This window comes from Roseobacter sp. TSBP12, assembly GCF_009129705.1.
Taxonomy (GTDB): domain Bacteria; phylum Pseudomonadota; class Alphaproteobacteria; order Rhodobacterales; family Rhodobacteraceae; genus Celeribacter; species Celeribacter baekdonensis_A.
In genome coordinates this window covers 1-20515 of record NZ_PYIB01000047.1, presented here as the reverse complement: position 1 = coordinate 20515, position 20515 = coordinate 1, and the positions used below count along the sequence as shown (strand labels likewise).

Below are 20515 nucleotides of genomic sequence, written 5' to 3'. Positions count from 1 at the left end.
ACGGCCAATTACAGGCACATCACCACGCCCAGCACGAAAAGCGCGAGGAAAACGGTTTCGGCCACGATCATCATGATGGCGGTGCCGCCCACCGCGATGATGCTACGCGGCGAGGTTTTTATCCCGACGGCCGCAATGGCTACCAAAAGCGCCCAGCCAGACAGTTCGGTCAAAAGCGATCGCACCACATCGGGGATCACGCCAAGGGAATTGAGCAAGGCCAACGCCGCAAAACCAATCAAAAAACCCGGTAGAATTTTAGGCCGATGTTTTTCACCCGAAGCCAAAGCCTGACGCACGCGCAGAGCCAGCAAAAGCACCACGGGCGCGAGCATGGAGACGCGGATCAGCTTGACCAAAACGGCCACTTCCCCGGCCTCGTCAGAGACGGAAAATCCGGCCCCGACGACTTGGGCGACATCATGAATGGAGGCCCCAAGGAAAATCCCGGCGGTCTCGGCATCAAAGCCAAAAAGCTCGACCAAAACCGGGTAGAGGATCATCGCCAAAGTACTCAGCACCGTGACGCCCAAAACGGTAAAGGTCAGATCGCGGTCATCGTTTTCGCGTGCGGGCAAAACGGCGGCAATCGCCATTGCGGCAGAGGCCCCGCAAATCGCAACCGACCCGCCGGTCAACAGGCCAAAATCCGTACTGCGTCCAAGAAATCGCGCCAAAACCATGCCAAAGCCAATGGTGAGAAAGACCCCCAAAATGACCCAGGCGATCACCCCCGGTCCCAGATCGCGCAACATCTCCCAACTCACGCGCACACCCAAAAGCGCCACGCCAAGGCGCAGCACGGTGCGGGCGGTGAAATGAATCCCGGCATGGGTGCGCGGATCGTCGGAGAGAAAATTCATCGCGATCCCAAGCAAAAGCGCCAGCAGCATGGCCGGGGCACCGTAATGTTCGGACAGAAACTTCGCGGCAACCGCGACGAGGGCTGACACCAGAACGCCTTTTATATTCTCTTTGAAAAACGTCGAGAGATTCAAAAAGACCTTAGAAGATCCGAGCTGCATCCGAGCTTACCCTTTTGCCGTCATCGCGGTGAGCGCCATGTCCACATCTGCGATCAAATCGTCCACATGCTCAAGCCCCGCATGAAACCGGACGATCTGGGCCTCCTGCGGCAGTCCGACCAAAGACACGCGGTTGCGCTCTGGCGCGATCGGCATGGCAAGGCTTTCAAACCCGCCCCAACTGCTGCCAATCCCAAACAAAGTTAAGGTGTTGAGGAGGGCGTCGCTGTCGATCCCCGGCGCAAAGACCACGCTCAACAATCCGTTCGACCCACAGGCATCGCGCAGCCAAATCTCGTGCCCCGGATGACCGGGCAGATTGGGATGCAAAACACGCAACACCTCAGGACGGTGGGAGAACCAGTCCGCAAGCGCGCGCGCATTGTGGCCGTGCCGTTCAAGCCGCAAGGGCAACGTGCGCAGTCCGCGCAGCGTGGCATAGGCCTCATCGGGGGCGAGGATTTGCCCGGTGAGGTGGCTGGCCTTGCGCAGTTTTGCGGCGGCATCGCCCCGCGCGCTAACCGCGCCCATCATCACATCGGCATGGCCGCCAAGGTATTTTGTGCCGGCAATGATCGACACATCGCACCCCAGTTCAAGCGGGCGATACAGCCAGCCGGAGCCATAGGTGTTGTCCGCAACAACGACGAGACCGGTGGCATGGGCCGTGTCGCACAGCGCAGGCAGGTCCATGATTTCATAGGTTTGCGATCCGGGGGACTCGACGAAAACGAGACGGGTGTTGTCTTGGATATAAGGCGTCACATCCGTAGTGCCGGAGGGAAAGAGATCGTAGCTCACGCCAAACTCCGACAGGACCTCATCGCAAAGGGTTTTCGTCGCGCCAAAGATCGTATCGACCAGCAAAAGATGATCGCCGGGGCGCAACAGCGCCATCAGCGTCGCGGAAATCGCGGCCACACCGGTGGGATAGAGCCATGCCCCGTCGCCGCCTTCGAGATCCGCGATCGCTTCCATCAGCGCATGGGCTGTGGTCGTGCCGCGCCGCCCATAGGACAGCACATAGTCGTCGTTTTCCCGCGCCTTTTTGATGGCACGGTAGCTTTCGACCGTATCGTGCAAGATCGTCGAGGCGCGCACAACGGGCGGGTTTGCCGGGCTCGGGCGCGCGGTCTGCCCGTAATGACAGAGTTTCGTTTCGCGTCTCATGTCACACGACCTCCGGTTCTGTGGCCATCAACGGATTGAGCGTGGCCCGTTCCTGGGCGTCGAGTTGACCCAGCAGGTTCAGCTCCCACGCAAGATATTGGCGTGCGGATTCAAGATTGTCGTTGTGGCGATCATGGACAAAGAACAAAAAGTCGATGCAGGCCGCTTCTTTTGGGATGTAGGGCGTGGACACCACGTTATATCCCGCTGCGCGCCAGTGTTCCGGCGTACTCACACAACCAGAGACCTCCGTCGCACCAAGTTCGTTCAACCGCTGCATCACGCCGAAAACGAGATCGGCGCTTTGGCCGATGACGACGATCGGGGTGGAGCCTGCGTCCGTTGCGCTGAGGCGCGCCCGCGTCACCCATGTCGCGCCCTCAATATGCGCCTCGCGATAGCTCATCCCACGGGAGGCATCATAGAGCCGGGCCCCCTGTGCCACCGCCTGTGCCACATCGGTCAGGGCAATCTGTTGGGGAAGCGAAACAGTCGGGCGGGGTTCTGGCCCGGTCTCGGAACCCATGCGTGCATCGGCCTCTAGGATATAGACCTCGTGCCCCATGCCCATGAGCCAGACCGCGGTGCCCGCAGCGCGCAGACCGACATCATCGCTGAGCACAATCCGGGCATTACGCGTTCCAAAAAACTCATCGGTGGCTTGCACCAATTGCCCGCCCGGCGCATGGCCTGCGCCACGCCAATGCGCGCTCAGGTATTCCTCTGCGGTGCGCACATCCAAGAGAAAGGTGGTGCGGGTTGTATCCCGGCGCATGGCGTCCAATCTTGCGGGCGACACCGTGGCCAGGTTGAACCGGCGGATCAATACCTTGGCCCGCTCTGCGGCCAAAGCCTCTGCATCCGCGCCAAGGGCGGGCTGTGGCTGTGGCACTTCGCCGTGACACAGATCCAAACCCGCCAGACGCCACCCTTGGGTGCCATTGCGCAGGGCAAACACAGGGTTTTTTAAACCGAGATTGCGCAAAGACTGCGCGCCGATGATTGAACGGGTTCGCCCGGCACAGTTGATCACAACCGGGGTGCTGTCATCCGGGACAAATTCCGGCAGACGATAGGCGAGTTCGGCATTGGGACAGGAGTGCGCCCCCGGCAAAGACATTTTGTGAAACTCTTTTGGGCTGCGGCCATCGAGCACAACCAAAGGCCCGCCCTCGGCCTGCATCTCGCGCAGGTCTTCGGCGGAAATGGAGGGGGTCTCATTGGCGTGTTCGACCAATTCGCCAAAGCTTTTGGACGGGACATTGACGCCTTTGAACAATGTATACCCCGCCGCAGACCACCCCGGTGCCCCGCCATCAAGCACGCGCAGGTTGCTGTAACCCATCTGCGTCATCCGCGCATGAACCCGGTCGGCCACGCCATCGCCGTCATCCATCAAAATGCAAAGCACGTCACGGCGCGGTACCAAGACCGGCGCGCATGTTTCGATCACGCTATAGGGCGCATTCACACAGAAAAACGGGTGGCCCTCGCCATATTGTCCGTGTTCACGAACATCGAGAAAGGCATATTCTTCTGAGCCCGCTAAAATTGCTTTTAGCGCGGTGGCGGAAATCATTTCAATTGGCATCATCTGTTCCTGATCAGGTCCGTGTTTTCACGCCAACGGCCATGATTTTGTAAGTGTTGTTGTCCAAATCAAAGGCTTTGCGCTCTGACAGGGTCTCAAGCGGGCGACCATAGAAATGCAGATGACGGATGATCTGATCCCCCCGGATTTCAACGCTGTGAATGTCATCGGGCATCAACGCCACCGAGGTGCCGGGCCGGATTTCGACGATCTCGCGCACGGCGAGTTCTGCGTGGCCTTCGGTGCTGCCATCGTCTAGGCGATCATACAGCGTGTTGTGTTCACCGCCTTGAACGGCCGCAACGCAGGCCCAAGTGGTGTGATCGTGCGGCGGGATTTTTTTGCCGGACCGCATGACATTGAGATAGAGCGTGATGCCCGCGCCCTCTTCGGCACCGATCAAATAGCGCGCCTGACGTTCATCGCCCTCGGGCGGGGCATAGGCGGGGTCGGTCCAGAACGCGGTTTGCGCGGCCAGATCCGCCACGTCTTCCCGGATGTGATCAAGCAGATCGCGGGTCAAATCCCCGCCATCCAGGCGCGCGCGCGTGGTCGTGATGAGCGCGCGCACCACCTCTGCGCGGGGGGTGGAAAGATCGGCGTTGGGTGTGATGGACATGAAAGGTCCTCCTTGAATAAATAGGGGGCGGCGTCAGGAACGCTGTCCTTTGGCGAACCGATTGGCGCGCATGTGGCGCAGACCGCGCAGCGCAGGGGCAACCCACATCAACAGAGCGGCCAGCAACATGATAGCGCTGATCGGGTGATTGACCGGGTCAATAAAGACCAACCAATCGCCGCGAGAGATGGAGAGCGAATTGGCGATAGAGGCTTCCATCTGTCCGCCCAAAACGAGGCCAAGAATGGCGGGCCCAAGCGGGATGTTCGCGATCTTCATCAGATAGGCGACGGCGCCTGCGCCAAGGGCAACCCAGATGTTGAACAGATTGTTGCCATCGGAATAGGCCCCAAGCAGACAAAGCAAAACGATGACGCCGACCATGACGTTTTTGGGGATGGAAAAGATCACCCGCGACACGGTGCGGATCACGATATAAGCGGCGGGTCCCATGATGATATTGCAGGCCAAAAAGGCGACCATGATCATCCAGGCAATGTCGGCATGTTGGGTGAACAGCAGGGGGCCGGGCACCAGCCCATGCAAAGCCATCGCGCCAATAAACAACGCCGAGGTCGAGTTGCCCGGAATGCCCAGTGACAAAAGCGGCACCATGGAGCTGGCGGTGACGGCATTGTTGGCCGCTTCGGGGGCTGCGATGCCTTCGGGCGCGCCTTCGTCCCATTTGGCTTCGCCCTTGCGGCCCGCGAAATGTTTGCGAAACCGGCGACCGGCCTGATCATAGGCGATGTAAATGGCCATCAGCATCCCGGCCCCGGGCAAAACGCCAATAAAGTTGCCGATCGCGGCGCTGGTCAGCCATGTCGGGATGAGGCGGCGGATCAATGTCCGGCCAAGACGCATCGAGCCGATCTCTGGCAGTTTTTCAGCTTCGGTATTCTCACGCCGCTCTTGCGCCTGATCGCGCAGTAGGTCGAACACAGCGGCCACACCAAACAGGCCAACGAGCATCGGCACGAAGGGAATGCCTTCGATAAGGTTGATGCTGCCGAACGTGTAGCGCGGATAGCCGGTCACCTGACTGTAGCCGATGGTGGAAATCAAAAGACCCAACATGGCGGAAATCACACCTTTGAGGACGTTGCCGGACAGAAGTCCCACCACACTGGACAGTCCCAAAATGGTCAGAGCCGCATTTTCGACATAGCCAAAGCGCAGGGCAACCTTGGCCAGAGCCGGGGCGAAAACCAAAAGCACCAAGCGCTCAAAAGCCCGCCAACCACAGAGGACACCATTGCAATCGACAGCGCCTGACCGGCTTGCCCTTTACGGGCCATGGCATTGCCATTGATCGTGGTCAAAAGCGCGGACGCGGTGCCCGGCACCCGGATCATGATCGCGGGGATCGCGCCCCCGGCGGCGGCGGCGCAATAAATCCCGACCATCAAGGCCAAGGCTTGTTCGGCCGGTAGGTTGAAGGAAAACGGGATAAAGACCGCGAAAGCGATATTGTCATTCACACCGGGGATGGAGCCGACGACCAGACCGGCAAAGACGCCGATGGTCAGCATCATCAAAACGGCAGGCTGCAAAAGTTCGGAGAAGCCGAGAGCAATCTGATCCATGGTTAAAGTCCCGGCGCGATAAAGGAGAGGAAAGACGACGGAAGGTGCACGTTCAGCACCATCACAAACAGGCCATAGGCCACAGCCGCGATCACAGAGGAAATCACCAAGGCCCGCAGTGGGGTGCGCAGCCCGGACAGCCACAGCATCGCCATCATCAAAGCGATCGTGGACAGCAAAAAGCCCAATCCAAACGCCAGCCCCAGCCCCCACAACACGATGGCGATCACCGCCAAGCCGATGGTGCCAAATTCATGTAGCGGGAGGGGACGGTGTTCGTGGGACGAGAGGGCCTGTAAAAAGATGCCGCCGCCCGCAAACATCATGATGATCGAGACCACCAAGGGAAAGGTCCGGGAGGTGGGATCAAAGCTCATGGCGAGATATGCAGCCCCCGCCGCGAAGGCAAACAAAATAGCGCCGGTCCACACGTAGACGTCGCTCAGGATCCGCCGTGTGGCCGTCCCGGATTTGACAGAAGTCGGCATGACTACCTCAACACAAAGTTTCAGGATACCAATCACGCCCACCGCACGGAGGGGCGGACGTGATCAGCACAAGCAGGACAGGTGTTGTCGCCTGCGTTATTTCGCGAGGCCGTTGTCCTCGATGATCGGCACAACCTGATTGGAATAGGCCGTGATGATCGACTGGAAATTCGCCGCATCGCGATAGATTGCATCAAAACCGGCCGCTGCCATCTTTTCTTGGTAGGTGTCGTCTTCAAACACCTTTTTGAGAAGGTCGGACAGGAAAGTCACGGTCTCGTCCGAGGTGCCTGCGGGCACGGCCCAGCCGCGGAAGGTCGCCCAGATCGGGATGTTCAACCCGGCTTCTTCAAAGGTCGGCACGTCCGGGAAGTTCGGATCACGCGCATCAGAGGCAATGGCCAGAATGCGCACGGTGCCCGCTTCGGCATGAACCATCGCTTCGCCCATCGGCCAGAACGCGCCATCGGCATGACCGCCGACAACGGCTTGAAGCTGTTCGCCAAAACCATTCGCAGGGATGTAGTTGAACTCAAGACCCGCTGCAGAGGTCAGCGCGAGCCCCGCCATATGGTGCGATGTGCCGATCCCGGCCACGGTGATGTTCAACGGGCGCTCTTTGGTGGCGGTTACAAAATCGTCAATGGTTTGAAATGGCGAAGAGGCCGGGATGGCGATCACTTCCGGGTCAAGGTTATAGGCGGCAACGGGCGTGAAATCTTCGATTTTATAGGGCGCGCCTTTCAACTGCGGGTTTGTCACAACGGAACTGGTCATCGCCAAAACCGTGTAGCCATCAGGCTTGGCCTTTGAAACAAAGCTCTGCCCCACAACGCCGCCGCCACCGGCACGGTTTGAAACGACAACACTCACACCATCAAGATATTTGTTCGCGGCTTCCGCAAGCAAGCGGGAGGTGACATCGACACTTCCGCCCGGATCGAACGGCACGACGAGATCAATGTCCTGTGTCGGATAGTCCTGCGCCGATGCAGAGGCGAGCAGGCTGGTTCCAAGCGCGGCACCGAGAAGTAGAGATTTGAGCATGTGTAGTCTCCCATTGGTTTGAGACCTTATGTCTTACGGTCCCCTTATCGTGGCGACGTTAGGCCGGAAAAAGCATTAGGTATATTTAGAAATGAACCAAAATATATAAGGAGTGTTAATGTATCAAGGGAGCCTCTCCCCAGCCAGATCCGCGCCACGCGTTCAGGCACGCTGGTCCGCCTCACCGCTCGGCACAAATCTGATCGAAAAGGGCACTGGCTGCCTGAGACAGTGCACCATTGCGGCGATAGATGTAGAAATTGATGTCGGGCAATGGCGGGAGCCCCTCACGCTCACCAAGGATACGCAAGTCTTGCGTCACCATTTCCGGTGTGCGCGCGGTTACGCCCAATCCGGCGTTCAAGGCGACATGAATCCCGGACAGGCTCGGGCAGGTATACCGTTCGATATGGGCCACGCCCCGTTGTTCAAGCGCATCAAGCGCGATCCGGCGGAAAATGGATGGAGAATCCGCAAGAACCAAGGGCACAGGTTGATTGCGTTCAAGCCGCAACATGGAAGAGGCGATCCAGACCGTCGGCGAGCTTCGCAAAAGCTTGCCTTCGAACCGTTCGGAATGACGTGTGGTCAGCGTCATGTCGAGCCGCCCGTCCTCAAGCAAAGGCATGAGATTCGGGCTTCGGTCCACTTTAAGCATGACGTGAACGCGCGGATTGGTTTGGGCATAGGTCGACAGAAACAGCGGCAGAATGGAATCTGCAATATCGTGCGGCGCTCCGATGCGGACTTCACCGCTCTCCTGTGAGGCATGCACCATCATCACGGCCTGATCGTTCAGGCTGATGATCTGGCGTGCATAGCTTAAAAGGTTCTGACCCGCCTGCGTCAGCCGCCGTTTGCGGCCCAGCTTTTCGAACAAGGGGATGCCCAACGTCTCTTCAAGGCGCTTCATTTGCTGACTGACAGCAGATTGTGTGCGATAGACCCGCCGCGCAGCCGCAGTGAATCCGCCCTCCTCCGCAATCGCAACAAAGGTGCGCAACAGGTCCGCTTCGAGATTAGTGATCATGTTGGTGTGCCATTTTGGGGGGAGCATATCATAACAAGATATCTGATCGCCAGATATCTGATCGCCAGCTTTTGATCTGCGTGCGTTTTGCGTCTGACTTTTTGATATTTATACCTGACAACGGCCAATCCCCTTATGCCCGACGCCAAAAAATCCGCGACAGTGGCAAAGCAATGGGTGTCATCAGACAGGGCAGCATCTAGGAGACCGTCGAAGCTTCGACACCCGGCTCAGTTCATCCGAATTTCGAACGGAACAGATGCTGCACCCCGATAGCTTGCGATTTGTGCATAGCGCTGATCACCGGCCTTCTGCCAACTCGGGCCAATGTAGCAGTGCTCATCAAACGTAGTTTGTAGCCGCTGGTAAGGTAGAAGAACGGCCTGTCCGGCAAACTGAGGAATAACACCTGCTGTGACAGCAAAGACGTCAGAACAGGAATGTCCACCATGAGCGCCACCGAATCCGTCCGTGTTGGAAGGCAAGATTCGACACGAACCAAACGCCTGCCTCTCGTTTTCGACGCGGACATTGAGGGCAAACGCCCGCCCCAGTGACCGTATCCGGAACGACCGAGATGACGCGTTGCCTCGACCATACGACGGCTGTTCGGGTCGTCCTCGGACATTTCATCTTTGTATTTATCCATCCGTTCATAGACGGGAATGGTCGCATAGCGCGCTTCTTGATGAACGTCATGATGATCGCTGCAGGCCAACCGTGGACGGGAGTCAGGTTTGAACAGCGCAAAGCATATATGGCCGTGTTGGAGACAGCGAGTGTGACGGGAGGCATTCGTCCGTTTGACTCCCTTCTGGCCGAGACGAGGGCTACACAATGATAGACAGTGATAAAACCGACCACAGCGGGCGACTTACTCAGTCGAAAACACTCATTGAAGTCGTCAATTGGCCTGCGACCGTCCTGGTAAGATAGGTATCTGCATCGTGGCGAGCTCGGATTGCAGGACCAATCCCCAAAGCCGAAATATGTCTGGACCCGCATCCCTAACGAGGTGCGGCGCAAGGTCGTGAAACTGGCGTTGAAGCTTCGCCATCCGCGGTTCACCCGGCGGAACTCCCCTAACGTGGAGGCACGTCAACACCAGCAAGGAGCCGCCTGTCAAACAAACAATCCTAAATTGTTTTCGTGACACAGGCGCTGTCTCACTTTTGGCCGAATGAGACAGTTATCGGCTTCGCAGGTGTGAAAGTTCGATCTCCGATACCTTGAGGCGGGCGCAACAATCATAGTGCCGCCAAAGGTCCAAGACACCTGCACCGCTTTTGGGAAACGCATCCCTGTCAAACGGGCCTGATGGGAGGAAAATGATGAGCAAAAACTACCGCGCAGAGGGCGCAGAGATCGACAAACGCGTGGGCGCCCTGTTCAAGGCAGCCCCTGCACCCATGAAGCCCTACAGCCAATTGGTAAGTGCCGTGTCTGGCGATGGGGCATTGTCGGGCAAAGTCAAAGAGCTGATGGCGCTCTCGATTTCCATCGCGATTCGGTGCGAGGATTGTATCGTGTTCCACCTGCGGGCCGCGCTGAAACACAGCGCAACGCGCGCCGAGGTGATCGAGGCGATCTCGGTCGCAATCGAGATGGGTGGCGGCCCTTCGGTCGTATATGGGGGTCGGGCACTGGAAGCCCTAGACGCGTTTGCAGAATGACAACACAACAGGTCCCGACCCTGCGACACCCTGAAAAGGCGCACCGGAAATCCGTGCCGGGTCCGGCCAAACCGGACTGGATTCGCGTCAGGGCCCCTTCGGGCTCGGGGTATTCCCGAACAAAGACTCTCGTTCGTGACGCGAAGGTGACCACCGTGTGCGAAGAGGCCAGTTGCCCCAATCTGGGCGAATGCTGGGAACAGGGTCACGCGACCATGATGATCATGGGCGACACCTGCACACGCGGCTGCACCTTTTGCAATGTGGCCACCGGCCGACCCGAGGCTCTGGATCCGTTCGAACCCGGACGGGTGGCCAAGGCGGTGGCCAGCCTAGGGCTGCGGCACGTGGTGATCACCTCGGTCGACCGCGACGATCTTGGGGACGGCGGCGCGGCGCATTTCGTGCACACGATCCGTGCCATCCGCCAGTTCAACCCCGACACCACCATCGAGATTCTGACGCCGGATTTCCTGAAATGCGATCCCGCCGTGGTGGATGCGGTGGTCGATGCGCGGCCCGATGTCTTCAACCACAACCTTGAAACCGTGCCGGGGCTTTATCCACAAGTTCGGCCCGGTGCGCGCTATTATCACTCGCTGCGCCTGTTGGACCGGGTCCGGCAGCGCGACCCCTCGATCTTTACCAAATCGGGGCTGATGGTCGGGTTGGGCGAGGATCGCCAGTCCGTGCATCAGGTGATGGACGACCTGCGGGCGGCGGGCGTCGATTTCCTGACCATCGGACAATATCTGCAACCGACGCCGAAACATCATCCCGTCGCACAATACGTCACACCGGAAGACTTTGCCGCCCTGAAGACCGCCGCATTGGGCAAAGGATTTCTGATGGTTGCGGCCTCGCCCCTGACCCGATCCAGCTATCACGCCGATGCCGATTTCCAGAAACTTCAGGCGCTGCGATCCGAGACCAAGGCGGGACTTGGACAAAAGGGGGTTTTCACGCAATAATCAGGAGGGATTGCCGGACCCTGCGACCTGGCAATGGGAGGAAAATCATGATGGCCTCAGATCATAAAGAGGCGCTGCGCGACTTGGTCGATCTGTCCAAGGCGCGCTCGACACAGCAACACCGGCTATCGGTGGGAACACGTGCGCCGATCCTGCGCCTGCAGGGCGCAGAGATCGCTCAACGCCGCGAACAGTTTCAGGACCTGATCGGTGGCGCCGCGTCCGAACTGGACCGCAGCACGCTGCTGCCCGTCAAAAGCCGGTATTGCCTGTTGGTCACCGATGCCGAAGGCGTTGTGCTCGAAAGCTACGCCCCCGACGGCGTCGAGGCCGATTTTCAGCGCAGTGGTCTGACTGCCGGAGGCATCTGGAACGAGAAACTGGCTGGCACCAACGGGATCAGCGTTGCCTTGACGGCGGGTCGCGTCCTGACTGTTTCGGGCGAGGATCATTTCTATCGGTGCTTCTCGCGTTTTGCCTGTAGCTCGGCGCCGCTGACCGATGCCCAGAACAATTTGATCGGGTCGGTGACGCTGGTCGGAGCGGTCGGTCGTCGACCGGATGAAATCGGCCTGTGTGAACAAACGCTGCACCGAGCCACCCGCCAGTTCCAGACTCGCCTGTTCCGCAATTTCCATTCGGACAAAATGACCGCCCGGCTTATGTCGCGCGACCCCGAAACACGGCGGTGTTTCGAAACGCTGGTGGCCTGTGACGACCGGGGGGCGGTGGTCTTCAGCCTGCCGTTATGGCGCGATGACGCGCGCCCGGCCCCGCATCAGAACCTTGTCGGGCGGCACCTGTCGGACCTGCACAACCTCGAGATCAGCCTGCGGGGCCCGGCCCGCGTGCCGCCGCGTCGCTATTTCGTCAATGCCGCTGCACCGCATGTCCCGGCGCGGTTGAACAAAACCGGTCCTCTTGCGGGTTTCACCTATCAGGGGGCCACACTGCCCAAGCTGATCGAACGCGCCCGCAAGTTGGCCGCCTATCGCGTGCCGCTCTTGATCTGTGGCGAGACAGGCGGGGACAGCCGCGACTTCGCCAAGGCGATCATTGCCGATCTTGGTTTGATCAGCCCCACCGGCGTAACAGTGGACGCCAGTAGCCCCAACGCCGCCGAGGCCGTGGCCGAAGCGTTGGAGGCGATGCGTTTTCTGGGGGATTACCCGGTTGACCGGGTGTCGCCCACGCTGGTTCTGCAAAATATCGAACAGTTGGACGACCCGACGCAAACCCGGCTGAAACAGTTTCTGGAGGATGATGATCGTGCCAACGGCGACCGCTACAACGAAGACCGGGCGCTGGTGCTGTTCACCTCGGACCAACCTTGGGAACAGTTGCAGGAGAACGATCGCTTACAACCTGACCTGCTATATCTTGTCGGCCAGTCCGTGCTGGACCTGCCCCCCCTGCGACAGCGCGAGGTTGCCGATATCATCCAGACTCATCTGGCGCAGGACCGTGCCAACCCGCCCCAGGTCTCCGATCAGGCGATGACCTTGCTCTGCGACTATGATTGGCCCGGCAATCAGCGCGAGATGCGCGCTGTCCTGCGCGAGGCGCTGATCTGCGGCAATGGCACGATGATCAACGTGACCGATCTGCCGGACAGAATCCGGAACCGCCCGGCCACATCAAAACGGGACCTGGCTCGGCATGCGCTGCGTGACGCCCTGAACAGCGCCGACTGGAACGTCACCAAGGCCGCCCGACTGCTCGGCGTCAGCCGCGCGACGATCAATCGTTGGATCGCTTCCGAAGGATTGCAACGCCCCGAATGAAAACGACCAGGTCCAAGACCTGGCCGCTCCCGGCAAGTGCCCGCCTCAGATGTTGCGGGCGCTCATCTCCTGCGCGATGTATTCCGCCTGTCGAATGGCCAGCGCCACGATGGTCAGGGTCGGGTTACACGCCGCAGACGAGGTGAATTGACTGCCGTCTGACACAAACAGGTTGGAAATGTCATGCGCCTGACCATAGGCATTGACCACGCCTTTATCGGGGTCCGCATGCATCCGGTTGGTCCCCATGTTGTGAGTGGCCGGATAGGCAGGCAGCTCGTAGACATCCGTCGCGCCCACGGCTTCGTAGATCTGAGCCGAGGTTTCGTACATGTGCTCAGTCATCTCGTAGTCGTTGTTATGCGGTGTCTTGGACACGATCGGAACCGGAAGCCCGTGCTGATCGACCTCGCTGTCATGCAAGGTGATGCCGTTGCGTTCCTGCGCCAGATCCTCGCCCAGAACCCAGACACCTGACATCCGGTCGTAGGCTTCCAGCGCTTGGGTGACACTGCGTCCCCACCCCGTATTCCCCGGCTCAAGGAACGCCGCCATAAACGGCAGGCCCAGAGACAGGAATTCCAGATAGTAGCCGCCGCTGAATCCGCGCGCAGCATCGTGATAGACCTCATCCCCCACGATCCCCGCGACCGAGGTGCCACGGAACATGTGCACTTTCTCCGGCAGCACCGCGTAAACACCCCCAGTGGTGTGGTTCATGTAGTTCTTGCCCACCTGACCCGAGCTGTTGGCCAGCCCATCGGGGAACATCGACGACGCCGAATTGAGCAAAAGCCGCGGGCTTTCGATCGAGTTGCCGGCGACGCAGACCACCCGCGCTTTTTGCAGGTGTAGGTTGCCGTCCGCATCGGCATAAAGAACGCCGCTGGCCTTCCCTTCCGCGTTATGCTCGATCTTCAGGACCATCGCATCGGTCCGGATTTCGCACAGGCCGGTGTCCTCGGCGCGCGGCAGTTCTGTGTACATGGTCGACCATTTCGCCCCAATCGCACAGCCCTGCATACAAAACCCGATCTGATGACAGGCTGGTCGCCCGTCCCGCTCGACCGAGTTGATGGCCATCGGCCCCGAATTGTAATCTGTGCGCCCGGTGCGGCGGCATCCCTCGGCCAGCACCCGAAAGCCGTTGTTCCAAGGCAAGTGTGGCATCCCCGTGGTCTTACCGGTCACGCCCATTTTGAGTTCGGCTTTCTCATACCAGGGGGTCATCTCCTCCAGTGAGACCGGCCAGTCCTCGACATTGGCACCGTCGATGGCGCCGTAATGCGTACGTGTCTTGAACTCGTACTCCTTGAACCGCAGCGCGACGCCCGCCCAGTGGACGGTCGAACCGCCAAAGCCCTTCACGATCCAGGCCGGGAGGTTGGGGTGGTTTACAGCCCCATGCCAGCCACCGCCCGAATAGCGTTTGTCCAGCCAAGAGATTTTGTTGAACATCGCCCATTCGTCGTTTTCGATGTCGCCCATGTCGAAACGTTTCCCCGCTTCAAGGACAACCGACTTGATACCCTTCTGGGCCAGCTCGTTGGCCAGGGTGCCGCCCCCCGCGCCCGAGCCGATGATGACGACGACAGAATCGTCGTTAAGATCAAATTGTGCCATGATACCTCTCCCTTAGTCCTGAACCTGCGCAAGGCGCTCGTCCAAGGTCGGCCCCTCGGGCACGAACGTGATGTCCGAAAATCCGCGGTCGATATAGCCGCCGTATTCCACCGAGGAGCCCTCGTATCCAAACAGGGGCCAGACCTCTTTGTTGTCGTAGATGCCGAAATAGGCCGTCCACCGCACAGACTGGAAAAAGCCCTCGTTTTGGAAATGACGCAGCAGGCCCTCGCGGGCGTCAGGATCATCGATGTCGGTGTAGCCGGTCCCGAAAAGCGCTTGCGACTGCGCCTCGATTTTGGCCAACCCGTCGGTCAACCCCTTGGCGTTCTCCGCGTCCATTTCCGCGCTTTTCAGAACGGTTGCGGCAATCGCTTCGTAATGCGACAGCTGCAAGACATCGGGATGCGGGTAGATGTCCTGAATCATACGCAAAAGACGGGCTTTTTGGGCGTCGTCCAACACGCCGGACGCGGCAAAAGACGCGTTGCCCAGCATGGAACTGGTGGTGATCCCGGCCATCGTTGTTGTCATCAGAAACATCCGCCGGCTCATACCGGCTTGGGTCTCTTTTTCCGGCCGCAGCCGGTGGAATTGAATGGTCATGTTGTCCTCCCTTTTTGTTGCGGCAGCTTTCCACCACACAACCGAACGGACCGACAGCCCGGTGATGATACCGCCTTTCAAGTTGGTCGCAGGCGCGCCTACTCCATCTCCTCGAAAGCGGCTTCCACACCGGCCTTGGCACAGGCCTCGTCGTTGTCGGCGCTATCACCACTGACGCCGATGCCACCGATGTGAAACTCACCTGCCCTGATCGGCAGACCACCGGCAAAGGCAATGACACCGTCTACCTCGTCCAGCCCCTCTACGCCGGGGGCCGCGCCATCGACCCCATAGGCAAGCTCCCCGACAAAGCGGGTCGAGAACGGAAAATTTGCAGACGTTTTGGCCTTGCCGATTGCGATATCCCCACTCCCGAGAAAGGCATCGTCCATACGGTGAAAGACGATGAGATTGGCGCCACGGTCAACGATCGCGATGTTCATCCGCCATCCTTCCGCCTCTGCGAACTCTTGACAGCCGCCTGCGATTTTCAGGGCCGTGTCCATGTCGAGCACGGGGACTGTCTCCAGCGCTACTGCGCTATTGGCAGAAATCAGCGTCGCCCCCAAGATTGCCGCGATGTTTAATTTGATACTCATTCCGGTCCTCCCCTTTGTTGATTTGCGGCACTCAGGCCGCTTTGACTTCCCGTGAAATCAGACTGGACAGGCGGTCTTCCGCCGCCCGTGCCAGTGCGCCGGAGAAACTTTCAGGATTGGTTCCCTCGCCCATCAGATCGGTGAGCGCGACGTGAGCCTCACAACACAGTTTTGCGCTGCCGGGAAAGGCGGCGCGGTGTAGCTGGTCCATCACCGACCAATGCGCCGCGTCAGGCCGGGTTACGAGTATGGCGGCATGCGCCAGAACAATCGGGCCGGAGCCGGAGCTCCGCCAGCGCTGCGCCGTTCCAGCGAGCTTCCTGCCCTCCACAAGCACGTTCCAAGTGCCGTCACAAAACGAACGTGCGCATTCACCCGTCGTTGACCGAATGTCGAACCGCGTCAGGGCCTCTGCCAGAGAATTGCAAATGAGCCGATACCCGTCTTCGAGTTGGAAACCCGGCGGTGCCGGAAGTACCAACGCCAGATTCAACGTCCCCGGCCCCTGAGGGACAATGCCGCCCCCACTGCGCCGGGTCACGACCGGAAAGCCCGCCCGCTCGGCCTGCGCGGCGGCCTCCTGAACATGCGGGCTCCGCATCAAAGCGGCGGGCAGGACAAGCGTGGGCGTCGCGCTGGACCACAGCAAGGCCGCGGGTTGCTCTAGCTGCAACAGCGCCATTTCACGGGCGATACCGTCGCACGCGGTATTGAAGCCCGCGACGATCACGGCGCAAAGCTCTCGATCGTCTGACAGAGGTCTGTCAGAAAATCGGCTGCAGGCGCGCCATCAATCGCGCGGTGATCAAAGGTCAGGGACAGCCCGGTCAAAGACCGCCACGCGATCCCGTCGCCGTCACGCACCGCGGTTTCCACCACGCGTCCGATCCCGAGAATTCCGATCTGTGGTGTGTTCAGGATCGGTGTGAACTGCTCCACGCGCGACAGACCAAGGTTGGAGACGGTAAACGTGCCGCCAGTCATTTCAGCAACCGTCAGCTTGTTGGTCTTTGCCCGCTCAGAAAGGTCGCGCCGCGCAGCGCGCAATTCGGGCAGGGTCATCTTATCCGCCCCAAAAATCGCAGGCGCGGCCAGCAGGTTTCCGGGCAGGGCAATCGCCACGCCCAGATCCACCGATGTCGACAAGGTGATCGAGCGATCCTTGAGCGTCCCGTTGATATCGGGGTGACGGCCCAAGGTCTGCACCACGGCCCCCATCAACAAGTCCTCGACGGACAGGGCAATGCCCTCCGCCTTGAACCGCGCCTTTGCAGCCAGCATCGCGCCCATGTCGGCGCGGGCGTGGTGGGTCAGTTGTGCCGCCCCTTGAAGGGACGACAGCATTTTGTCTGCGATCATCGCACGCGCCCCGCGCAACGGAACCACGCGGTCATCGGTGTCTGCCACGTCCATCATTCGATCGTCCCGATCACGTAACCCTTGGCGACAATGGCGTCCTGTTCCTTGGCAATCGACAGGGTACCGGATGCGGGAGCGCTGATTTCGTGCTGTACCTTCGCGGTCATGATCTCGGCGATCAGCGCGCCTTCCTTGACCTGCGCGCCGTCGTCGGCCAGCCAGGCGGTGATGACGCTTTCCTCGTCGCCTTCCCAGAGGTCAGAGGGGATGATGATTTCCGTAGCCATGTGACAAAGTCCTTCCTAGGCCACTCCGGTTCTATCCGGAGCGGCGCGTTATAGTCGTGGGTTTCAGTGCAAATCAGGCCAGGATCGGGGCCTGACACAGCGCGCGCGCGGTGGCGACGATTTTATCCGCGTTCGGAAGGCAATGCTGCTCCATCACGCGGGCAAAGGGGATCGGGACATCCGGATAGGCGATCCGACGCGGCGGGGCCTTGAGGTCGGCCAGATTGCTTTCGGTCACCGTGGCGATGATTTCGCCCGAGACGCCGAAGCTGTGGTAATCCTCGTCGACCACGATCAACCGCCCGGTCTTCGCGACGCTGGCACGGATCGTGTCGCGATCCAATGGCACCAGAGAGCGCAAATCGACAACCTCGGCGCTGATGCCCTGCTCTGCCAGAACCTTCGCCGCCTTCAGCCCGTGATGCACGCCCTGTGCGATGGACACGATGGTCACGTCGCGACCTTCGCGGGCGATCTTGGCCTTTCCAATCTCGACCTCATAGGCCTCTTCGGGCACATGCACGATGGCCCCTTTCTCGGTGCCGAGCCACCCCATGCCCTGCAGGCCCTTGTGATACATATAAATCACCGGGTTCGGATCGCGGATCGCTGCCGTCATCAGACCCTTGGCGTCATAGGCGTTCGACGGGCTGACGACCTTCATCCCCGGCAGGTGAGCAAAGCTGCCATAGAGGCATTGCGAATGCTGCCCCGCGTCAGAATAGCCGCCGCCGGTCGACGTCATCAGCACCATCGGCACGTTGAACTTGCCACCCGAAAAATAGGTGTTCTTGGCCATCAGGTTATAGATTGCATCGAAACAGACGCCGAAGAAATCGACGAACATCAGCTCCACCACTGGCCGCATCCCGTCTTGGGCCGCGCCGACGGCGGCCCCGATAAAGCCGGTTTCCGAGATCGGTGTGTCGCGCACCCGTTCCTTGCCAAATTCCTCGGCCAGGCCGCGGGTGTTGCCGAAGACGCCGCCCAGATCGGCAATGTCTTCGCCCATCACAAAGACCCGCGGGTCGATGCGCATTTCCTGCGCGGTGGCCTCGGCCATGGCGCGCGCGATTGTCAGTTTGCGTTCATTTTCCATTTGTTTTTCCTCCCTTGCGCGCTCAGGCGAACACGGCTGTCAATGCATCTTCGGGCTTGGGGTCCGGGCTTTGGCGGGCAAAGGCGATGGCCTCATCCACCTCACCGCGAGCCTTGGCCTCAATCGCGTCCAGCTCGGCATCGGCAAAGCCGTGCTCCGCCACCAACAGCTGGCGCAGGTTGGGGATCGGATCCTTTGCAAACAGCGCGTCTTTCTCGCCCTCGGGGCGATAGCCCTCGGCATCGCCCATGAAGTGACCCGCGAGGCGATAGGTCTCGATCTCGATCAGGGTCGGGCCTTCGCCGTTGCGTGCGCGCTCGATGGCTTCGCCCGCGACCTCATAGATCTTCAGCGGATCGTTGCCGGGAATGTAGTGACCGGGAATGCCATAAGCGGCCGCACGGTCGGCATTACATTGGATTGCGGTCGAGGTTTCCTTGGCCACGGAAATGCCCCAGGCGTTGTCCTCGATCACAATGACCATGGGCAATTTCCAAACCGCGGCCAGGTTCAGCGTCTCGTGGAACGCACCCTGGTTCGCCGCGCCTTCGCCAATAAATGAGATCGCCACGCCGGGCTTGCCTTGCAACTTGCGGGACAAGGCCGCGCCCGCTGCCGGACCCATGCCCTGCGCGATAATCCCGGAGCAGGCAAAGTTCACATCGGCGTCGAAGATGTGCATATGACCGCCGCGCCCGCCTGAGAGACCCGTGGCCTTGCCGAAGATTTCTGCCGCCATCTTTTTCAGGTTAACGCCCTTGGCGATGGCCTGGTGGTGGGGGCGGTGCGTCGCCGTGACGACATCCTCGGGGTTCAAATGCGCGCAGACGCCCACGGCAACCGGCTCCTGCCCGTTCGACAGGTGCATCTCGCCGGGGATCGGCCCGTTCGCCATGTTAAAGACTGGCGTCTTGCCCTCCATGTAGATCTTTTCGATTTCCTCCTCGAAATGACGGCTGGCGACCATCTTTTCATACATCCAGGCCAATGTGTCTTTCGGTGGTGTCATGATTTCCTCCCATGATTTCCAGTCACGTTAGGAAAGGATCAGGATTCGAGCGAAGGGACTTCGCGCGCTCTGATGCAAGGATTAAGAAATTGTCTCATTTGACCTGACTTGAGACACCGGGCGATACATCCCGCACCCGCTTTGCCCGTCACAAAGGTATAGGGGAGACCCCCAGGTGCGACGGCTTGTGAGAAGACTGTTGGACTATTGGAAAACTGGTAAAATACGCCGTGCCATTACCATCACGGGTTGAATACGTTGACCCACCTCGTCACGACCATGACGGCCATCGAAATTGCCAACAGCTATCCAACGAACAGATCAATCGAGTCTTCGATGTTCGACTGTCTTTTCGGCAAGGGCACGCGCTGCCGGTAGACCTCTTCGGTAGAGACAATTGCTGTGCCTGCCGTCAACGACACGAGGTGTAGGAACAAGACGTCCGGGTCCTCATCGGCTCGCCATCCCACGTCTTGTGCCGCCCTAATCTCCGCCTTTTGCCTCTCGGCAAAACTTGCAAGCAGAGTTGTGAGATCGTCGGAGGCATGGCGCATCACATCCGGGTTTCTGAGTACATGATGCAACTCAGTGTTCGCGATCGCCCAATTGACATAGGCCAGCATGATGGCGCGCAGGCGCGCAGGCCCGGGAGGTTGAGCATCAGCTTTCTTCGTCGCAGCGATAAGACTGCACACACCTTCGAGCGCAATTGCGTTTAGCAATTCGGCCTTGGTCGAGAAGTGCCGCAGCGGCGCTGCGTGACTGACACCGAGGTCCCGTGCCAAACCACGTAGGCTCAATCCTTCCACCCCCTTTTCGCTGAGAATTTCGGTCGCGCGCTCCAGCAGAGCCTGACGCAGATTTCCGTGATGATAGGGTTGGGTCACTTTTCTTCGCTCGCAATGTTGTCATTGACTACATAATTGCCTATGTAGTCAATGACAACATT

Annotated in this window: 20 protein-coding genes and 1 pseudogene; 4 read left to right on the top strand and 17 right to left on the bottom strand. The window is 59.6% G+C overall.

Going from position 1 to position 20515, the window contains the following annotated elements:
- Nucleotides 1-8 precede the first annotated feature (8 nt).
- The 8 genes and pseudogenes from C8029_RS14455 to C8029_RS14420 all read right to left on the bottom strand — a co-directional run bounded on the left by C8029_RS14455 (nucleotide 9) and on the right by C8029_RS14420 (nucleotide 8556).
- The gene (locus tag C8029_RS14455) at nucleotides 9-1025 is read right to left on the bottom strand and encodes a YeiH family protein (protein ID WP_009573701.1); all 1017 of its coding nucleotides are present in this window, start codon (nucleotides 1023-1025) and stop codon (nucleotides 9-11) included.
- 6 nt (nucleotides 1026-1031) lie between these two features.
- Nucleotides 1032-2195, bottom strand: coding sequence for a cystathionine beta-lyase (metC, locus tag C8029_RS14450; protein ID WP_152003139.1), 1164 nt, complete (start codon nucleotides 2193-2195; stop codon nucleotides 1032-1034).
- A 1-nt stretch (nucleotide 2196) separates the two neighbouring features.
- Nucleotides 2197-3786: a rhodanese-like domain-containing protein gene (locus C8029_RS14445; protein ID WP_226946346.1), complete on the bottom strand. Its 1590-nt coding sequence runs from the start codon at nucleotides 3784-3786 to the stop codon at nucleotides 2197-2199.
- A 13-nt stretch (nucleotides 3787-3799) separates the two neighbouring features.
- On the bottom strand, nucleotides 3800-4405 hold the full coding sequence (locus C8029_RS14440; RefSeq protein ID WP_152003137.1) for a cysteine dioxygenase family protein: 606 nt from the start codon (nucleotides 4403-4405) through the stop codon (nucleotides 3800-3802).
- Between the two features lie 33 nt (nucleotides 4406-4438).
- Nucleotides 4439-5937: pseudogene (locus tag C8029_RS14435) on the bottom strand (tripartite tricarboxylate transporter permease).
- A gap of 56 nt (nucleotides 5938-5993) precedes the next feature.
- Nucleotides 5994-6479: a tripartite tricarboxylate transporter TctB family protein gene (locus tag C8029_RS14430; RefSeq protein ID WP_009573696.1), complete on the bottom strand. Its 486-nt coding sequence runs from the start codon at nucleotides 6477-6479 to the stop codon at nucleotides 5994-5996.
- Nucleotides 6480-6575: 96 nt separating this feature from the next.
- Nucleotides 6576-7526 (bottom strand): Bug family tripartite tricarboxylate transporter substrate binding protein, encoded by a 951-nt coding sequence (locus C8029_RS14425; RefSeq protein ID WP_009573695.1) that lies wholly within the window; start codon nucleotides 7524-7526, stop codon nucleotides 6576-6578.
- A gap of 181 nt (nucleotides 7527-7707) precedes the next feature.
- On the bottom strand, nucleotides 7708-8556 hold the full coding sequence (locus C8029_RS14420; RefSeq protein ID WP_009573694.1) for a LysR substrate-binding domain-containing protein: 849 nt from the start codon (nucleotides 8554-8556) through the stop codon (nucleotides 7708-7710).
- 577 nt (nucleotides 8557-9133) lie between these two features.
- Between C8029_RS14420 and C8029_RS14415 the strand changes: the two genes are divergently transcribed.
- The 4 genes from C8029_RS14415 to C8029_RS14400 all read left to right on the top strand — a co-directional run bounded on the left by C8029_RS14415 (nucleotide 9134) and on the right by C8029_RS14400 (nucleotide 12984).
- Nucleotides 9134-9397, top strand: coding sequence for a Fic family protein (locus C8029_RS14415; RefSeq protein ID WP_009573692.1), 264 nt, complete (start codon nucleotides 9134-9136; stop codon nucleotides 9395-9397).
- Nucleotides 9398-9887: 490 nt separating this feature from the next.
- Nucleotides 9888-10229 (top strand): carboxymuconolactone decarboxylase family protein, encoded by a 342-nt coding sequence (locus tag C8029_RS14410; protein WP_009573691.1) that lies wholly within the window; start codon nucleotides 9888-9890, stop codon nucleotides 10227-10229.
- Entirely contained in the window at nucleotides 10226-11200 is a 975-nt protein-coding gene (lipA, locus tag C8029_RS14405; RefSeq protein ID WP_040402935.1) for a lipoyl synthase, read from the top strand. The genes C8029_RS14410 and lipA overlap by 4 nt, the downstream gene beginning before the upstream one ends.
- A gap of 47 nt (nucleotides 11201-11247) precedes the next feature.
- Complete coding sequence (locus C8029_RS14400) at nucleotides 11248-12984, top strand: sigma-54-dependent Fis family transcriptional regulator (RefSeq protein ID WP_081583756.1); 1737 nt, start codon at nucleotides 11248-11250, stop codon at nucleotides 12982-12984.
- 45 nt (nucleotides 12985-13029) lie between these two features.
- On the opposite strand, the gene C8029_RS14395 is transcribed toward C8029_RS14400, so the two are convergent.
- The 9 genes from C8029_RS14395 to C8029_RS14355 form a co-directional block, all read right to left on the bottom strand.
- On the bottom strand, nucleotides 13030-14607 hold the full coding sequence (locus tag C8029_RS14395) for a GMC family oxidoreductase (protein ID WP_009573688.1): 1578 nt from the start codon (nucleotides 14605-14607) through the stop codon (nucleotides 13030-13032).
- Between the two features lie 12 nt (nucleotides 14608-14619).
- Nucleotides 14620-15213: a hypothetical protein gene (locus C8029_RS14390; protein WP_009573687.1), complete on the bottom strand. Its 594-nt coding sequence runs from the start codon at nucleotides 15211-15213 to the stop codon at nucleotides 14620-14622.
- Between the two features lie 98 nt (nucleotides 15214-15311).
- The gene (locus C8029_RS14385) at nucleotides 15312-15812 is read right to left on the bottom strand and encodes a GlcG/HbpS family heme-binding protein (protein WP_009573686.1); all 501 of its coding nucleotides are present in this window, start codon (nucleotides 15810-15812) and stop codon (nucleotides 15312-15314) included.
- A gap of 31 nt (nucleotides 15813-15843) precedes the next feature.
- The gene (locus C8029_RS14380) at nucleotides 15844-16542 is read right to left on the bottom strand and encodes a lipoyl protein ligase domain-containing protein (RefSeq protein WP_009573685.1); all 699 of its coding nucleotides are present in this window, start codon (nucleotides 16540-16542) and stop codon (nucleotides 15844-15846) included.
- Nucleotides 16539-17228 (bottom strand): 2-oxo acid dehydrogenase subunit E2, encoded by a 690-nt coding sequence (locus tag C8029_RS14375; protein ID WP_193217658.1) that lies wholly within the window; start codon nucleotides 17226-17228, stop codon nucleotides 16539-16541. The genes C8029_RS14380 and C8029_RS14375 overlap by 4 nt, the downstream gene beginning before the upstream one ends.
- Nucleotides 17225-17458 (bottom strand): biotin/lipoyl-containing protein, encoded by a 234-nt coding sequence (locus C8029_RS14370; protein ID WP_009573683.1) that lies wholly within the window; start codon nucleotides 17456-17458, stop codon nucleotides 17225-17227. The genes C8029_RS14375 and C8029_RS14370 overlap by 4 nt, the downstream gene beginning before the upstream one ends.
- Nucleotides 17459-17531: 73 nt before the next feature.
- Nucleotides 17532-18557, bottom strand: coding sequence for an alpha-ketoacid dehydrogenase subunit beta (locus C8029_RS14365; protein ID WP_009573682.1), 1026 nt, complete (start codon nucleotides 18555-18557; stop codon nucleotides 17532-17534).
- A 22-nt stretch (nucleotides 18558-18579) separates the two neighbouring features.
- Complete coding sequence (locus C8029_RS14360) at nucleotides 18580-19566, bottom strand: thiamine pyrophosphate-dependent dehydrogenase E1 component subunit alpha (RefSeq protein ID WP_152003136.1); 987 nt, start codon at nucleotides 19564-19566, stop codon at nucleotides 18580-18582.
- 305 nt (nucleotides 19567-19871) lie between these two features.
- Nucleotides 19872-20453: a TetR/AcrR family transcriptional regulator gene (locus C8029_RS14355; RefSeq protein ID WP_152003135.1), complete on the bottom strand. Its 582-nt coding sequence runs from the start codon at nucleotides 20451-20453 to the stop codon at nucleotides 19872-19874.
- Nucleotides 20454-20515 lie beyond the last annotated feature (62 nt).

What these genes read in the sequence shown, in the direction of transcription:
- C8029_RS14365 (WP_009573682.1), bottom strand. Translation starts at nt 18,557, where the DNA reads ATGGAAAATGAACGCAAACTGACAATCGCGCGCGCCATGGCCGAGGCC.
- C8029_RS14375 (WP_193217658.1), bottom strand. Translation starts at nt 17,228, where the DNA reads ATGATGGACGTGGCAGACACCGATGACCGCGTGGTTCCGTTGCGCGGG.
- C8029_RS14395 (WP_009573688.1), bottom strand. Translation starts at nt 14,607, where the DNA reads ATGGCACAATTTGATCTTAACGACGATTCTGTCGTCGTCATCATCGGC.
- C8029_RS14445 (WP_226946346.1), bottom strand. Translation starts at nt 3,786, where the DNA reads ATGCCAATTGAAATGATTTCCGCCACCGCGCTAAAAGCAATTTTAGCG.
- C8029_RS14455 (WP_009573701.1), bottom strand. Translation starts at nt 1,025, where the DNA reads ATGCAGCTCGGATCTTCTAAGGTCTTTTTGAATCTCTCGACGTTTTTC.
- lipA (WP_040402935.1), top strand. Translation starts at nt 10,226, where the DNA reads ATGACAACACAACAGGTCCCGACCCTGCGACACCCTGAAAAGGCGCAC.
- C8029_RS14400 (WP_081583756.1), top strand. Translation starts at nt 11,248, where the DNA reads ATGATGGCCTCAGATCATAAAGAGGCGCTGCGCGACTTGGTCGATCTG.
- C8029_RS14390 (WP_009573687.1), bottom strand. Translation starts at nt 15,213, where the DNA reads ATGACCATTCAATTCCACCGGCTGCGGCCGGAAAAAGAGACCCAAGCC.
- metC (WP_152003139.1), bottom strand. Translation starts at nt 2,195, where the DNA reads ATGAGACGCGAAACGAAACTCTGTCATTACGGGCAGACCGCGCGCCCG.
- C8029_RS14425 (WP_009573695.1), bottom strand. Translation starts at nt 7,526, where the DNA reads ATGCTCAAATCTCTACTTCTCGGTGCCGCGCTTGGAACCAGCCTGCTC.
- C8029_RS14360 (WP_152003136.1), bottom strand. Translation starts at nt 19,566, where the DNA reads ATGACACCACCGAAAGACACATTGGCCTGGATGTATGAAAAGATGGTC.
- C8029_RS14385 (WP_009573686.1), bottom strand. Translation starts at nt 15,812, where the DNA reads ATGAGTATCAAATTAAACATCGCGGCAATCTTGGGGGCGACGCTGATT.
- C8029_RS14370 (WP_009573683.1), bottom strand. Translation starts at nt 17,458, where the DNA reads ATGGCTACGGAAATCATCATCCCCTCTGACCTCTGGGAAGGCGACGAG.
- C8029_RS14410 (WP_009573691.1), top strand. Translation starts at nt 9,888, where the DNA reads ATGAGCAAAAACTACCGCGCAGAGGGCGCAGAGATCGACAAACGCGTG.
- C8029_RS14440 (WP_152003137.1), bottom strand. Translation starts at nt 4,405, where the DNA reads ATGTCCATCACACCCAACGCCGATCTTTCCACCCCCCGCGCAGAGGTG.
- C8029_RS14415 (WP_009573692.1), top strand. Translation starts at nt 9,134, where the DNA reads ATGACGCGTTGCCTCGACCATACGACGGCTGTTCGGGTCGTCCTCGGA.
- C8029_RS14430 (WP_009573696.1), bottom strand. Translation starts at nt 6,479, where the DNA reads ATGCCGACTTCTGTCAAATCCGGGACGGCCACACGGCGGATCCTGAGC.
- C8029_RS14420 (WP_009573694.1), bottom strand. Translation starts at nt 8,556, where the DNA reads ATGATCACTAATCTCGAAGCGGACCTGTTGCGCACCTTTGTTGCGATT.